The organism is Pseudonocardia kunmingensis, from assembly GCF_006716445.1.
Taxonomy (GTDB): domain Bacteria; phylum Actinomycetota; class Actinomycetes; order Mycobacteriales; family Pseudonocardiaceae; genus Pseudonocardia; species Pseudonocardia kunmingensis.
The window spans coordinates 1,160,838-1,176,130 of record NZ_VFPA01000002.1 but is presented as its reverse complement, the minus strand read 5'-3'; the positions used below and the strand labels follow the sequence as shown (position 1 = coordinate 1,176,130).

The 15,293-nt window shown below is 73.2% G+C and carries 11 protein-coding genes; 4 read left to right on the top strand and 7 right to left on the bottom strand.

What is annotated here, in order from left to right:
• Nucleotides 1-11 precede the first annotated feature (11 nt).
• From FB558_RS21345 to FB558_RS21330, 4 genes are all read right to left on the bottom strand, one after another.
• On the bottom strand, nucleotides 12-1,346 hold the full coding sequence (locus FB558_RS21345; RefSeq protein WP_142056116.1) for a right-handed parallel beta-helix repeat-containing protein: 1,335 nt from the start codon (nucleotides 1,344-1,346) through the stop codon (nucleotides 12-14).
• Between the two features lie 242 nt (nucleotides 1,347-1,588).
• Entirely contained in the window at nucleotides 1,589-2,947 is a 1,359-nt protein-coding gene (locus FB558_RS21340) for a HAMP domain-containing sensor histidine kinase (RefSeq protein ID WP_142056656.1), read from the bottom strand.
• 34 nt (nucleotides 2,948-2,981) lie between these two features.
• A complete protein-coding gene (locus tag FB558_RS21335; protein ID WP_142056114.1) occupies nucleotides 2,982-3,656 on the bottom strand; it encodes a response regulator transcription factor in 675 nt (224 codons plus the stop codon).
• Between the two features lie 24 nt (nucleotides 3,657-3,680).
• Nucleotides 3,681-3,890 (bottom strand): hypothetical protein, encoded by a 210-nt coding sequence (locus FB558_RS21330; protein ID WP_142056111.1) that lies wholly within the window; start codon nucleotides 3,888-3,890, stop codon nucleotides 3,681-3,683.
• 331 nt (nucleotides 3,891-4,221) lie between these two features.
• Between FB558_RS21330 and FB558_RS21325 the strand changes: the two genes are divergently transcribed.
• Together FB558_RS21325 and FB558_RS21320 are read left to right on the top strand one after the other, a co-directional pair.
• Nucleotides 4,222-8,067, top strand: a complete 3,846-nt coding sequence (locus FB558_RS21325) for a Pls/PosA family non-ribosomal peptide synthetase (RefSeq protein WP_246106646.1) — start codon at nucleotides 4,222-4,224, stop codon at nucleotides 8,065-8,067.
• A complete protein-coding gene (locus FB558_RS21320; RefSeq protein ID WP_142056109.1) occupies nucleotides 8,058-9,377 on the top strand; it encodes a M1 family metallopeptidase in 1,320 nt (439 codons plus the stop codon). The genes FB558_RS21325 and FB558_RS21320 overlap by 10 nt, the downstream gene beginning before the upstream one ends.
• Here the strand turns inward: FB558_RS21320 and FB558_RS21315 are convergent.
• Nucleotides 9,331-10,314 (bottom strand): LysR family transcriptional regulator, encoded by a 984-nt coding sequence (locus tag FB558_RS21315; protein WP_142056108.1) that lies wholly within the window; start codon nucleotides 10,312-10,314, stop codon nucleotides 9,331-9,333. The genes FB558_RS21320 and FB558_RS21315 overlap by 47 nt on opposite strands.
• Before the next feature lie 73 nt (nucleotides 10,315-10,387).
• On the opposite strand from FB558_RS21315, the gene solA reads away from it, so the two are divergent.
• Complete coding sequence (gene solA / locus FB558_RS21310; protein WP_142056104.1) at nucleotides 10,388-11,572, top strand: N-methyl-L-tryptophan oxidase; 1,185 nt, start codon at nucleotides 10,388-10,390, stop codon at nucleotides 11,570-11,572.
• 21 nt (nucleotides 11,573-11,593) lie between these two features.
• The gene (locus tag FB558_RS21305) at nucleotides 11,594-12,904 is read left to right on the top strand and encodes an aromatic ring-hydroxylating oxygenase subunit alpha (protein WP_142056102.1); all 1,311 of its coding nucleotides are present in this window, start codon (nucleotides 11,594-11,596) and stop codon (nucleotides 12,902-12,904) included.
• A gap of 694 nt (nucleotides 12,905-13,598) precedes the next feature.
• Here FB558_RS21305 and FB558_RS21295 read toward each other — a convergent pair.
• Entirely contained in the window at nucleotides 13,599-14,882 is a 1,284-nt protein-coding gene (locus FB558_RS21295) for a tachylectin-related carbohydrate-binding protein (RefSeq protein WP_142056098.1), read from the bottom strand.
• Nucleotides 14,872-15,219: a nickel-binding protein gene (locus FB558_RS21290; RefSeq protein WP_170231445.1), complete on the bottom strand. Its 348-nt coding sequence runs from the start codon at nucleotides 15,217-15,219 to the stop codon at nucleotides 14,872-14,874. The genes FB558_RS21295 and FB558_RS21290 overlap by 11 nt, the downstream gene beginning before the upstream one ends.
• Between the last annotated feature and the right edge of the window lie 74 nt (nucleotides 15,220-15,293).

Sequence of the window (15,293 nt, the reverse complement as noted above, 5' to 3'; positions counted from 1 at the left end):
GGAGGAGCGGATCAGCTGGACACGATGTCGTCCTCGGTGTTGCCGAACCACTCGTTGTCGTCCTCGTCCACCTCTTCCCGCCCCCGCACCATCAGCCCGGCCTTGCTGCCGAACACGACGTTGTCGACGAGGTCGAACGGGCCCTCGGTGTCGACGTAGATCCCGTAGCGCCCGTTCCCGCCGATCGTGTTGCCGCGCACCGTGGACGCGGCGGCGAGGCTGACGATGCGGATCCCGTCCTTCTCGTTGCCGCGCAGGTGGTTGGCCTCGATCAGGTTCTGCCGCGAGGTCTGGGTGAGCCCGACGCCCGACTCGGTGTTGTCGTACACCTGGTTGCCGCGGATGGTGTTCTCGTTCGACTCGTTGATGTTGATGCCCTGCGCGGCGTTGCCGAACGACTCGTTGCCCTCGATGAGGTTCCGGTCGGACCCGAGGTACATCACGATGCCGTGGTGCTGGTTGGCGTAGACGATGTTGTCGCGGACCACGCTGTCGGTGCAGTGCTCGGCGAGGATGATCCCGTGCTTCCCGTTGTGGTGCACGACGTTCCGCTCGATCACCAGCTCGGTGGAGTGCGTGTGCGGGTCGATGCCGTAGAGGACGTTGTCGTGGAACTCGTTGTCGAGCACCTGCAGGCCCGTGACCTCGTAGGAGTAGAGGCCGTAGTAGAGGTGGGAGACCACGCTGCCGGTGATGCTCCCGGTGGTCCCCTCGGTGCGCCAGGACAGCCCGTAGGACTCGACGTCGCCGGAGCCGAGGTAGCGGATCTCGGCCGCGTCGATCGTCAGCCGCGCGCCGTCGCGGGCGAGGATGAAGCTGCGCCCGTCGCGGTACTCCTCGTCGACGGTCCCGGCGCTGTGGTCCCACGACGTGAGGCACGAACCGGCGATGTCGACGCCGCCGCCGAACGCCCGGATCGCGGTGACCACGCCCTCACCGCTGGCCATCTTGAGCCAGCGCACCTCCGGGGCGCTGATCCGCAGCGACGCGCCGTCGCGCACGACCAGGTCGGCGCCGAGCAGCCACTCGCCCGGCCCGACCTCGCGCAGCGCGTCCGGGTCCGCGATCTCCTCGCTCAACGCCGGCAGGGAGACGTTCTCCCCGCCGGACAGGGTGATCGTGCGGGTGGCGAGGTCGAACCGGGCGTCGACGTCCGCCGCCTCCGTGCGGGCGGCCGGCGGCGCGGCCGGTGCCGCCGGGGCCGGGCGCGAGCACGGGGCGGCCGGGTCGACGACCCCACGAGCGGGGACGTCGTGGCGCGGGAGCAGCTCCGGCGTCGGCGTCGCGCACCCGCCCACGAGCAGCGCCAGCGCGCCGGCGACGGTGCGGATCTTCCAAGGCTGCATCACACGGTCATTCCTGCACTACTCGCTCTCTTCCGGGCGCCTGGCACGGTAGTGCCGCTCCGGCGCGTCGACGCGCCCCCGGCGCACCGTCGGGGCGACGGCTCGGCTGTTCCCGCTGCAGGCCTCTGACCAGCTACGACAGCGGATCAGCGGCAGTGCGCCGGGCCCGGCTCGAGCCGTCGCCACGGGCGTTGCGGCGGCCCGCGACGAACCTGACGATCAGCTGACGAAAACGCGACCGCTCACCGCTCGGCTTCCGGGAGCTCCACGACGAACCGCGCTCCACCACCCGGGCGGTCCTCGATCCGGACGGATCCACCGTGCCGGCGGGCGTGCTGGGCGACCAGCGCGAGCCCGAGCCCGCTCCCCCCGTCCTGCCCCCGCTGCCCGGCCTGGGCGCCGCGGGCGAAGCGCTCGAACACCCGCTCCCGCAGCTCCCCCGGTACACCCGGCCCGGCGTCGTCGACCTCGATGCGGGCGCGACCGTCGCGCCGTCGCACCGCCACCCGCACCGCTCCGCCCGCGTACCGGTCCGCGTTGTCGAGGAGGTTGGCGACGATCCGGTCGAGCCGGCGCCGGTCGCCCTGGACCAGCGGTGGCGGCGTCTCGATCTCCACCGCGGGCACCGGCTCCGCGCGCACCTCGAGGACGTTGCGCACCAGCTCCCCGAGGTCCACGAGCTCGCCGGGCGGGTCGCCGGGCTCCTGGTCGGCCCGCGAGATCTCGAGCAGGTCCACGACCATCCGCTCGAACCGGTCCACCTCCGAGAGCAACAGGTCCAGCGCCCTGCCTGCCGTTCCGGCGAGCTCGCCGCGCCTGCGCCGCAGCACGGCGGCCGCGTTCGCCATCGTCGTGAGCGGGGAGCGCAGCTCGTGGCTCACGTCGCCGGCGAACCGCGCATCCCGCAGCACCCGCGCCTCCAGCGCCTCCGCGGTGTCGTTGAACGCCGCCGCCAGCGCGGACAGGTCCCGGTCGGTGTGCTCGGGCAGCCGGGTCCGCAGGTCCCCGCTCGCCATGCGGGACGCCGCGCCGGTCAGCTCGGTCAGGGGTCGCAGCGCGCGCTTGCTCGCCCACGCACCGAGCGCGAACCCCAGCAGCCCGCCCGCGGCGACACCGCAGACGAGGACGAGGCCGAGGAAGCGGAGCGTCCGCTCCAGCTCCACGAGCGGGAAGAGCTCGACGAAGACCCCCGCCCCGGCGCCGACCGGCAGGGCCACGGCGATCACCGGGATGCGCTCCACGGTGAGCCGCCGGGTGTCGGCGACACCGCTGCGCGCGAGCGCCAGCAGCGGCTCGGGCAGGACCGCGGGGTCGACCCGGCGACCGGCGGTGATCCAGCCCTCCGGGCGGGACAGGAACACGGTGGAGTCGGAGTCGGAGGTCAGGCCGGCGAGCAGGTCGTCGAGCCCCTCCGCGCCCGAGCGCAGCGAGCTGTCGACGAGCCGGACGTTGACCTCGGCCTGGCGGACCGCGCTCATCTCACGCTGCCGCACCATGTAGTCGGCGGCCAGGTTCCAGGTCGCGATGGCGAGCACGCCGGTGAGCAGGAGCCACGCCGCGCCGAAGGCCGTCCCTATCCGCCAGCGCAGCGTGAGCCGCATGATCGGCACGCGAGGTCCCGTCCCGTCCGGCGGCTCAGCCGGCCTTGTAGCCGCGCCCGCGCACGGTGAGCACGCGTTCGGGCTCGTCCGGGTCACGTTCGATCTTGCGGCGCAACCGCCGGATGTGCACGTCGAGGAGACGGGTGTCGCCGAAGTAGTCGTAGCCCCACACCCGCTTCAGCAGCTCCTCCCGCGTCACGACGCGCCCACCCGCGGCGGCGAGCTCGGCGAGCAGGCGGAACTCGGTGCGCGTGAGGTGCACGTCGGTGCCGGCCCGGCGGACCACGTCCTCGTCGGGGAGGATCTCGACGTCGCCGACCCGCAGGGCGCGCCGCGGTTCCGCGGGGTGGCGCCTGCGCAGGAGCGCCCGGATGCGCGCCGAGAGCTCGCTCGCCACCAGGGGCTTGGTGACGTAGTCGTCCGCGCCCGCCTCCAACCCGTCGACCACGTCGGCCGAGTCCGTCCTGGCGGAGATGATGATGATCGGCAGGTCCCCCCGGGAACGGAGGGTCCGGCACACGTCGAGCCCGTCCACGCCGGGCAGCATGAGGTCGAGCAGGACGACGTCCACCGTCGTCGTGTCGAGCAGGTCGAGGGCCTGCTCCCCGGACGCGGCCTCCACGACGTCGCAGCCCTCGTCGGCGAGCGCGAGCCCGAGGGCCTGGCGGATCCGCTCGTCGTCCTCCACCAGCAGCAGCCGGGCCTCCATGCATCCTCCTCGCCGCGCGGGTGGTCAGTGGGCACCCGCGCGCTGCCGCAGCCGGTACCCGGCCAGGCGGTGGAGCATCTCGTCGAGCGAACCGGGCGGGACCTGACCGCGCAGCTCCGCCTCCGCCGCCGCGACCTCGGCCTCCACGATGACACACGGGAGGACGCCGTCGAACTCGGCGGACAGCCTCCGGGTGACCGCATCGCGGCGCCCCGCGCCCGGCAGTACCTGCATCGTTCCTCCGCTCGCCGTGTCCCACCCCGATCCTGGCCGATTCCGCGCACGTCGTGGGCCTCCGGCGCCCCCGCCGGCCGTTCCGCAAGCCGATCGTCAGGTCCGGCGTCCCACCGTGTACGCACCGTGAACTCACACACGTTTCGGAGACCGCGGCGACACCGACCGTTACCCTCGGTTCCCGAGATCGCTGTGCCCCGGGTGGTGCCGCCTGTGCCGCATCCAGCCTCGACCCGGCTGTCGACACAGCACGTTCACCCGGAAGGTGAGACATGCGCTCGCGCGCTGCACGCTGCCGTCCCCGTGCCCGGAACACGCCGGCCGGTGCCCGGTGACACTCGCACTGCCCAGCACCCCCGCGCTCTACCCCGCCGTGCCCGCACCGGCCCGCCGCACCCTGCTCGACGTGCTCGCCGAGACCGCCGAGGAGCACCCCAACGAGGCCGCGCTCGACGCCGGCGGCACGGTGCTCACCTACCGCAGGCTGGCCGAGGAGATCGACGTGGTCCGGCGGCGCCTCGCCGAGGCCGGCGTCGGCGTCGGGGACCGGGTCGGGGTCCGGATCTCCTCCGGCACCGCCGAGCTGTACGTCGCGATCCTCGGCGTCCTCGCCGCGGGCGCCGCGTACGTCCCCGTCGACGCCGACGACCCCGGGGAACGGGCCGAGCAGGTGTTCGGCGAGGCCGGGGTGTGCGCCGTCCTCGGCGACGACGGGGCGATGACGACGCACGGGGCCCCGATCGGCACGCCGGGCGGCCCGGGCCCCGGCGACGACGCGTGGATCATCTTCACATCCGGCTCGACGGGCACGCCGAAGGGCGTCGCGGTCAGCCACGGCTCCGCCGCGGCGTTCGTCGACGCCGAGGCCCGCTTGTTCCTCGTCGACGAGCCGATCGGTCCCGGTGACCGCGTGCTGGCCGGGTTGTCGGTCGCATTCGACGCCTCCTGCGAGGAGATGTGGCTCGCGTGGCGCCACGGCGCGTGCCTGGTCCCGGCGCCCCGGGCGCTGGTGCGCACCGGGGTCGACCTCGGGCCGTGGCTCCAGGCGCAGCGGATCACGATCGTCTCCACCGTCCCGACGCTCGCCGCGCTGTGGCCGCCGGAGGCCCTCGAGGACGTGCGCCTGCTGATCTTCGGCGGGGAGGCGTGCCCGCCCGAGCTCGCCGAGCGCGTCGCGGTCGAGGGTCGCGAGGTGTGGAACACCTACGGGCCCACCGAGGCCACCGTCGTCGCGTGCGCCGCGCAGCTCACCGGCGACGGGCCGGTGCGGATCGGGCTGCCGCTCGACGGGTGGGCGCTCGCCGTCGTCGACCACGCGGGCGACCCGGTCGCCATGGGCGAGCGCGGCGAGCTGGTGATCGGCGGGGTCGGGCTCGCCCGCTACCTCGACACGGAGAAGGACGCCGCGAAGTTCGCACCGTTGCCCTCCCTCGGTTGGGAGCGCGCCTATCGCAGCGGCGACGTCGTCCGCGCCGACGAGGCCGGGCTGGTGTTCCTCGGACGCGCCGACGAGCAGGTGAAGCTGGGCGGGCGGCGCATCGAGCTGGGCGAGGTCGACGCCGCGCTGCTCGCGCTGCCCGGTGTCCGCGGCGCCGCGGCGGCCGTGCGGCGCACCCGGGCCGGCAACCAGGTGCTGGTCGGGTACGTGGTGCCCGACGGCGAGCTGGACACCGACGCCGCGGCGCTCGCCCTGCGCGAGCGGCTCCCCGCGGCGCTCGTCCCGCTGCTCGCGGCGGTGGACGACCTGCCGACGCGCACGTCGGGCAAGGTCGACCGGGACGCGCTGCCGTGGCCGCTCCCGGCGGCGAGCGGGGCCGACCCGGTCGCGGCGGGCCTGCTGACCCCCACCGAGGGCTGGCTCGCCGAGGGCTGGGCGGAGATCCTCGGCGTTGGGGTGACCGACCCGAAGGCCGACTTCTTCACCCACGGCGGCGGCAGCCTCACCGCGGCGCAGCTGGTGGCACGGATCCGGACCCGGCACCCCCAGGTGTCGGTCAACGACCTGTACCTGCACCCGCGGCTGGGGTCGCTCGCGGCCCGCCTGGACGCGCTGAGCGCGACCAGGACCACCCAGCGCGACGTCGCGCCGACGCCGCGGCGGGCGGCACTCGCGCAGGCGCTGCTCATGGTCCCGATGCTGGCACTGGTCGGCCTGCGCTGGGCGAGCGTCGCCGCCGCGCTCTCGACGGTCGCCGCGGTCGCGGTCCCCTGGGCGCCCACCGTCCCGTGGTGGTCGCTCGCGGTGGCCTGGCTCGTGCTGTTCAGCCCGGCCGGGCGGATCGGGATCGCCGCGGGCGGCGCGCGGCTGCTGCTGCGCGGCGTGCGGCCGGGCAGCTATCCGCGCGGCGGCTCGGTGCACGTGCGGCTGTGGGCCGCCACCCGCCTCGCCGAGCTGTCCGGCGCGACCGGCGTCACCGGCGCGTCGTGGACCACCCGCTACGCCCGCGCGCTCGGCGCGAGGATCGGCAACGACGTCGACCTGCACTCCGCCCCTCCCGTGACCGGCCTGCTCAAGGTGGGGCGCGGCGCGGCCGTGGAGCCGGAGGTCGACCTCGGCGGCTACTGGGTCGACGGCGACGTCGTGCACATCGGCAAGATCCGCATCGGCGCAGGCGCCACCGTCGGCTCGCGCAGCACGCTGCTGCCGGGCACGCGGATCGGCAAGGGCGCCGAGATCGCCGCGGGGTCGACCGTGCGCGGCGCGGTGCCCGCCGGTCAGCGCTGGGCGGGTTCGCCCGCGGGGCGCACCGGGAGGAGCGCCGTGCACTGGCCGTCGTCGCGGCCGGCCCGCTCGCGCTCGTGGGCGCTCGCCTACGGCGCCACGTCGCTGCTGCTCGGGCTGCTCCCCGCGGTGGCGGCGCTGCCGGCACTCGTGATCATCGCGGTCGGGGTCGCCGGCACGTCCTCCCCCGCGGACGCGACGGTCGCGGCGCTGCTCGTGATCGCCCCCGCGGCCGCCGCGTACCTGCTGGCGTACGCGGCGCTCGTCGCGGCCGGGGTGCGCCTGCTCGGCATCGGCATGGCCGAGGGCTTCCACCCGGTGCACAGCCGCGCCGGCTGGCAGGTCTGGACCACCGAGCGGCTGATGGGCATGGCCCGCACCGGCCTGTTCCCGCTGTACGCCAGCCAGTTCACGGCCGCATGGCTGCGGCTGCTCGGCGCGGAGGTCGGCCGCGACGTGGAGGCGTCGACGGTGATCGCGCTGCCGAAGATGACCACGGTCGCGGACGGCGCGTTCCTCGCCGACGACACCATGGTCGGCACGTACGAGCTCGCCGGCGGCTGGATGCACGTGGCGCCCTCGCGCGTCGGCAAGCAGGCGTTCCTGGGCAACTCCGGGATGACCGCGCCGGGTCGGTCGGTGCCCAACCGCGGGCTCGTCGGCGTGCTGTCGGCGACACCGCGCAAGGCGAAGAAGGGCTCGTCGTGGCTCGGCCTGCCGCCCATGCCGCTGCGCAGGGCCGTCGAGCAGGGCGACACCAGCCGCACGTTCCACCCGCCGCGCCGGCTCAAGATCGCGCGCGGGCTGATCGAGCTGTGCCGGGTGGTGCCGGTGATGTGCTCCGCCGCGCTCGCCGTGCTCGTCGTCGGACAGCTGGTGGCGATCCACGCCGGCAGCGGGTTCCTGGTGGCGGCGGTGCTCGCCGGCCCGCTGCTGCTCGGTGCCGGCATCACGGCCGCCGGCGTGACGACGGCGGCGAAGTGGCTGCTCGTGGGCCGGTTCCGGCCGGTGGAGCACCCGCTGTGGAGCTCGTTCGTGTGGCGCAACGAGCTGGCCGACACGTTCGTCGAGGTGCTGGCGGTGCCGTGGCTGGTCGGGCCGGCGAGCGGCACCCCGGTGCTCACGGCGTGGCTGGAGACGATGGGCGCGAGCATCGGGCGCGGCGTCTGGTTGGAGACGTACTGGCTGCCCGAGTCCGACCTCGTGCGCCTGGGCGACGGCGCCACCGTCAACCGGGGCTGTGTCGTGCAGACCCACCTGTTCCATGATCGGATCATGAGCATGGACGAGGTGCGCATCGACGAGGGCGCGACGCTCGGGCCCAACGGGATCATCCTCCCGGGCGCGGGCATCGGCGCGGGGACGACCGTCGGGCCGGGCTCGCTGGTCACGCGCGGTGACACCGTCCCGGCGGCGACCCGCTGGCTGGGCAACCCGATCACCACGTGGGGCTGAGCGGGCCGGCGGCCGGCGCGGCCCGGTCGGACGACCCCTACCTCCCCACCCACGGCAACGGCGGGTACCGGGTCGAGCACTACGATCTGGAGATCGACTACAGGCTCGCCGCCAACCGGCTCACCGGGCGGGCGGTGCTCACCGCCGTCGCCGACGCGCCGCTGTCCCGGTTCAGCCTCGACCTCGCGACGTTCCGCGTGCCGCGGGTCCTCGTCGACGGCCGGGCTGCGAAGTTCCGCCATCGCGACGGCAAGCTGCACGTCACCCCGGACCGCCCGGTCGCGGGCCGGTTCACCGTCGAGGTGCGCTACACCGGCAACCCCACCCCGGTCTCCAGCCGGTGGGGCGACGTCGGCTGGGACGAGCTGGCCGACGGCGCGCTCGTCGCGAGCCAGCCCGTCGGCGCGCCGTCATGGTTCCCGTGCAACGACCACCCCTCGGACAAGGCCACCTACCGGATCGCGGTGACCACCGCCGCGCCCTACACGGTCGCGGCCACCGGTGTGCTCTCCGCGCGGCGCCGCTCGGCCGGCGCGCGCACGTGGGTGTTCGAGCGGACGGAGCCCACACCGTCGTACCTCGTCAGCGTCCAGATCGGGCGCTACGAGGAGATCGTGCTCAGCGAGGACCCGGTGCCGCAGGTGGCGCTGGTCCCCGCCCGGCTGCGCAAGGTCGCCGCGCGCGACCTCGGCCGACACCCCGCGATCATGACGACGCTCGCGCGCTTCTTCGGGCCCTACCCGTTCGCCGACTACCAGCTCGTCGTCACCGACGACGAGCTGGAGGACCCGATCGAGGCCCAGGGCATGTCGATCTTCGGTGCGAACCACCTCGACGGGCGGCGCACCCACGAGCGGCTCGTCGTGCACGAGCTCGCGCACCAGTGGTTCGGCAACAGCCTCACGATCGCCGACTGGCGCCACATCTGGCTCAACGAAGGCTTCGCGACGTACGCGGAGTGGCTGTGGTCGGAGGCGGCGGGCGGCCGCGCCGCCGCGGCGCACGCCCGGGAGTGGCACGCGCGGGTGGCGGCGCAGCCTGCCGACCTCGTGCTCGCCGACCCGGGGCCCGCGCGGATGTTCGACGAGCGGGTCTACAAGCGCGGGGCGCTGGTGCTGCACGCGTTGCGCGGCCGGATCGGCGACGAGCCGTTCTTCGCGCTGCTGCGGGACTGGACGGCGCGGCACCGGCACGCGACGGTGACCACCGCGCAGTTCGTCGAGCTGGCCGGGCGACATGCCGACGCGGACCTCTCCACGTTCTTCACCGCGTGGCTGGATCGTCCTGCGCTCCCCGGTCTCGGGAGCTGAGCGCCTCCGAGCCCTCGGGGTCGAGGCCCAGCGGGGCCGCGGCGGTGACGTGGCGCAGGGCCTCGAGCCCGGCGGCGATGGTGGGCCTGCCCTGCGACCCCGCACGGACGGCGGTGATCACGTGCCGGATCGGCACCGGCGGCGTGCTGATCGGGATCCGGCGCGTGTCGTGCCGGGTGGGCAGGTCGGCCAGGCGCGGGACCATGGCCACGCCGAAGCCGCGGGCGACCAGGGCGGCGCCGGTGTCCCACTCGTCGGCGTAGTGGGCGATGTCGGGAGCGAACCCGGCGCTGGCACAGGCCAGCGTCACCAGCTGGTGGTAGGCCCGCCCCGGGTTGCTGCAGATCCAGGGGTCGCCCGCGAGGTCGCTCAGGGCGACGTCGGCCGCACCGACCAGCGGGTGATCGGGCCCCACCAGGACGTCCAGCGGCTCGTCGTAGAGGGCGTCCTGGTCGAACGCGGGGTCGGTCACGGGTGGGATGTCCGGTGTCGCGACGACCACCGCGATGTCGGCGTCGTCGGAGGCCAGCAGGTCGAACGCGCGGGCAGGCTCGCCCTCCCGCAGCTGCACGCGCAGCGCGGGGTGCTCGCGGCGCAGGTGCTCCAGCGCCCGCGGGACCACTGCCGCGGCGGCGCTGGAGAACCCGCAGAAGCGCAGCACGCCACCCACGTCGCCGGCGCGGTGCGCGGCCAGATCCGCCTGGGCGCGCTCCCACGCCGCGGTCAGGGACTTGCCGTGGGCGAGCAGGGTCCGCGCGGCGGGCGTGAGCCGCACCCCCCGCCCGACCGGTTCGAGCAGGGCGACGCCGAGCTCGCGGGCCAGTGCCTGGATCTGGTGCGAGGCCGCGGACGGCGTCAGCCGGCACACCTCCGCGGCGGCGGTCACCGTGCCGTGCCGCGCGATCGCCTGGAGCACCCGCAGCCGCCGGTCAATCATGTATGGAACGTACAAGATCCTGGGTTCGATTCTTCGATGGACGCGGACGGTCGGCGGCACCGACACTCCCGTCATGACGGGTCATCGTGCGATCGTCGTCGGTCTCGGCGGGCTGGGTTCCGCAGCGCTGCACCGGCTCGCCGCGGAGCTCGGCGCGGGCGTCCTGGGGATCGAGCAGTTCGAGCTCGGCCACCACCGCGGCGCGTCCCAGGACCACTCCCGGATCATCAGGCTCGCGCAGCACCAGGCGCCCTACGCCGCGCTGGCCGCGCCCGCCTACGCGGCGTGGCACGAGGTCGAGGCCGAGTCCGGGCAGCAGATCGTCACCCGCACCGGAGGCCTGGTCGTCGAGGACCGGCCGGCCCGGCAGAACACCGCCACGGGCACCCGCAACATCGAGGGCTACACCGCGATGTTCGACCGCTTCGGGGTGGACTACGAGCTCCTCGACGCCGACGACCTCGTCGACCGGTGGCCCCAGTTCCGGCCGGGTGGCGGCGAGCAGGCCCTCTACCAGCCCGAGTCCGGCATCGTCGACGCCGCGCGGGCGAACGCGGTGCACGTCGCGCTGGCCAGGGCCCACGGCGCCGAGGTGCGGCCCCACACCCGCGTCCACGCGGTACGCCCCGACGGCGCGGGCGTCGCCGTCGTCACCAACGGGGGCACGCTGCGCGCCGACCGCGTCGTCGTGGCCTGTGACGCCTGGACCAACCAACTGCTCGCCGAGACGGGGGTGGCGCTGCCCCTGACCGTGCTGCAGGAGCAGGTCACCTACTACGCCACCCCGCACCTCGCGGAGTTCTCCCCCGCCCGGTTCCCGGTGTTCATGTGGCACGGCCGCCACAACTTCTACGGGTTCCCGGTCTACGGCGAGGTCGCCACGAAGCTCGGCCAGCACATGGGCGGGCCCGAGACCACGGCCGACACCCGCAGCTTCGACCCCGACCCCGTGCGCCGCGAGCGCTACGCCGAGTTCGTCGCCCGGCACATCCCCCGCTTCGGCGGGCCCGAGCTGTACTCGAAGACCTGCCTGTACACCGTGCCCCCGGACCAGGACTTCGTGCTCGACACCCTGCCCGAGCACCCCCAGATCGCCGTCGCGATCGGCGCCGGGCACGCGTTCAAGTTCGCCGCGCTCATCGGGCGGCTGCTCGCTGACCTCGCCCTCGACCGGGAGCCGTGCCACCCGATCGACGCCTTCTCGATCACCCGCCCGGCGCTGACCGACCCGTCGTTCCCGCGCAGCTTCCACGTCTGAACACGAAGGGAGACCCCCGCGATGACGACCGACGCGACGACCCGGCCCGTCGATCCCCATGCCGCGCTGCCGGCGCGCCCGGTCGACCCGGCGCGGTTCACCGAGGAGAGCACCTACCGCCACACCCGGCTGCCGGTGGAGCTGGCCTCGACCCTGATCCCCGACGCCTACTGCTCCCCCGAGTTCTTCGCCCTCGAGCAGGAGCGGGTCTTCACCACCGGGTGGGTCGCGGTCGGGTTCGCCGGTGACGTCGACCGTCCCGGCGCGTGCGTGGTGGTCGAGGTCGCGGGCCGCTCGGTCATCGTCACCCGCAACCGCGAGGGCCGGCTGCGGGCGTTCCACAACGTCTGCCGCCACCGCGCCACGCGGCTGCTCGACGCGGACGTCCGCGAGGTGGGCCGCCGCGGGCACATCCGCTGCCCGTACCACAGCTGGACCTACGACACCGACGGCCGCTGCCTCGGCACACCGCTGTTCGAAGGCTCCGACGTCCCGGCGGGCGAGGAGCCCGTCTTCGACACCTCGGTGGCGAAGGGCTTCGACCGCGCCGACTACGGCCTGCTCCCGGTGGCCGTCGACACCTGGGGCTTCTTCCTGTTCGTCAACCTCGCCGCCGACCCCGCCCCGCTGGCAACCCAGCTCGGCGACCTCCCCCGGCGCTTCGCCGACCACCGGCTCGAGCAGTGGGTGCCGCAGCGCCGCCGCACCTACGACGTCGCCGCGAACTACAAGCTCGTCGGCGAGAACTTCATGGAGTACTACCACCTGCCCTGGGTCCACCCGGAGCTGAACAAGGTCTCCAGGTTCTCCGACCACTACCGCTGGCAGGGGCCGGGCATGTACACGGGCATGTGCACGACACCGGTGTCGCGCAACACCGACGCCGGCGGCTGGGACGGCCTGCGGCCGCTGAGCTCGCTCGGCGCCCAGGACGCCGAGAGCGGGCGGTTCGTCTGGCTCTTCCCCAGCACCGCGCTCGTCGTGCTGCCCAACCACGCCTTCGTGCTGCTCAACCGCCCGGTGAGCGCGACCCGCACGGTGGAGACCGCGGTCCTGCTCACCCACCCCGAGTCCCTGGACGACCCGGGCGCGGAAGCGGGCCTCGACCAGCTCGAGCGGTTCTGGGACCTCGTCAACCGCCAGGACCTCGAGATCGTCGAGCGCGTCCAGGAGGGCATCGAGAACCCGGCGTACCGCGGCGGGCGCATGTGCTTCCGGTTCGAGGAGCCGCTGCACCGCTTCCAGAACATGGTCATCGACAGGCTGCTCGGCATCGACCGGGTCCCAGGGGGCGACGAGGCCACGATGACCCGGATGTTCCCGGACCCGTGACGCCCGCGCGTCGTTCCCGCCCCGGCACGACAGCAGTAGATCGTGCCGGTTGCGATCTCCCGATGACGATGCCGCAGAGCCCGATCGTTCCTGTGCTTCGTCGCCGCGGCCCTCGTCTCGATCGCCCTCGCCTATCGGCTGGACCGCCGCAATCTCGACCGGGTGGACGCGAACTCGTGACCGCCGTCCCTGTCGCCTCACCACGGCCGTGACGTACCACCGCACTGGTGGTCTCGGTCAGCACGGCAACGGCGATCAGAACCCAGAGGAGCTCCCGGTTCGTGAGGGCCCACAGGGAGGCGACGGCGGCAATGCGATACGGAGCCTTCTCCGCCCGCTCACCGCCGGCCCCGGCGAGCCGCCGCCGTTCGAGGCCCCCTCCGACCCCTCGTCGGGCGGCGGCCCGCCGGTCCCACCCGACCCGGCGTCACCGGACGGGGTGTCCGCGGGCGGCACGGCCTCCGGCACCGGCGGGATCGCCGCCGGCGCGCGGCAGGCGGGGCGACGACGACCGCGGACCCGTCCGGCTGGGCGAGCATGAGCGCCACCTCGCCGCACCCGACGACCAGGAGCGCGGCCCGTGACCGCGCCGAGCGCAGTGCCACCCGGTCGGCGGGGGCGGCCACCGAGCACGGTGCACCGAAAATCCCGACGTGGTCAGATGGGCGCAACGAGGCCCACCAGGGCGACGAGTTCACCCGGCAGGCTCGATGTATGTATCGCCGCCGAAGACACCTGCGTAGATGTCCCAGCCGCCGCTGATCCTGACCCCACCCGCACCGGCAGTCCAATGCGCCGTCCCCTGCTTCCACCCGTCGTGGCGATACCAATGCAGGTCACCATTCGGCTTGATCCCGTAGATCACCCCGTCGCCGCCACTGAACACGTTGGCGTAGATGCCCCAGCCGCCGCTGATCCTGACCCCACCCGCACCAGCAGTCCAATGCGCCGTCCCCTCCTTCCACCCGTCGTGGCGATACCAATGCAGGTCACCATTCGGCTTGATCCCGTAGATCACCCCGTCGCCGCCACTGAACACGTTGGCGTAGATGCCCCAGCCGCCACTGATCCTGACCCCACCCGCACCAGCAGTCCAATGCGCCGTCCCCTCCTTCCACCCGTCGTGGCGATACCAATGCAGGTCACCATTCGGCTTGATCCCGTAGATCACCCCGTCGCCGCCACTGAACACGTTGGCGTAGATGCCCCAGCCGCCACTGATCCTGACCCCACCCGCACCAGCAGTCCAATGCGCCGTCCCCTCCTTCCACCCGTCGTGGCGATACCAATGCAGGTCACCATTCGGCTTGATCCCGTAGATCACCCCGTCGCCGCCACTGAACACGTTGGCGTAGATGCCCCAGCCGCCACTGATCCTGACCCCACCCGCACCAGCAGTCCAATGCGCCGTCCCCTCCTTCCACCCGTCGTGGCGATACCAATGCAGGTCACCATTGGGCTTAATCCCGTAGACGGCGAACCCGACAGCTCGACCGACGCCGAGCGGCTGCTGCTGTTGCGCGGCCTTGATACTGTATTCGATCTTGTAACTGCCCTCCGGCGAATCCGGACTGAACGCCCATTCCGTGGCGCCTAGTTCGAAGTCTTGCGCCGGATGAACAGTCTTCTCGAGCCTGGGAAGTACGTCATTTGCCGAAGTGTCGTCATGTTCGTACCCACTAGCCGCGATCGTGATCGTGCCGTTCGGAGCGAGTGAAACATTCGGAAAGGTGAGGTTGAGTGCGTAGTCAGTATTGTCCCGGACCCCGTCGTGACCCCATGTCTGCTGCTGGCCGTTGACGATGAACTTCATGTACCATTCCGCAGACGATCCAGGCTCAGCCGTGGTGTTCACGCTCGAGTCGATCACGTGGATCTTGTTGATGGTTACCGTGGCGTGCGTTATTGCCATGTCATTGCCTCTCTCAGGTTCAATCCGCTCGCTGATATCCCTCTGCCGGAAGAGTTCAGTGGGCACCGGACCATCCCGCCGCGGCGGCGGCCGTCGGTGGCTCTTCCTGTGCCGTCGTCGGGTCGCGCCATGCGCCCCGGTCGGCGAACGCGTGCGGCTCGAGGACGGTGACCCGGTGGATCACCTCGATCGGCAGTCCCGTCCGGCGGCCGGCCTTGCGGATCGCCTCCGGGTTCGCCGGCTCGTACATGCAGAAGAGGCGCTTGTCTCCGGAGTTCACAAAGCAGCACAGCCAGGCCACCCCGAGCTCGGTGTTGGCCAGGACGATCTCCGACACCGGACGCTCGACGAGGAAGGCGCCGAGGTCCTCCGGGAGCGCGCGTTCGATCGAGTACCGAGGCACTGGGCCCTCCCCGCTCCCGCGAATGTCGTGTGGAGACGTTGGAAGCGCTCTGGTGCGGACTCATCGGGCGCGAC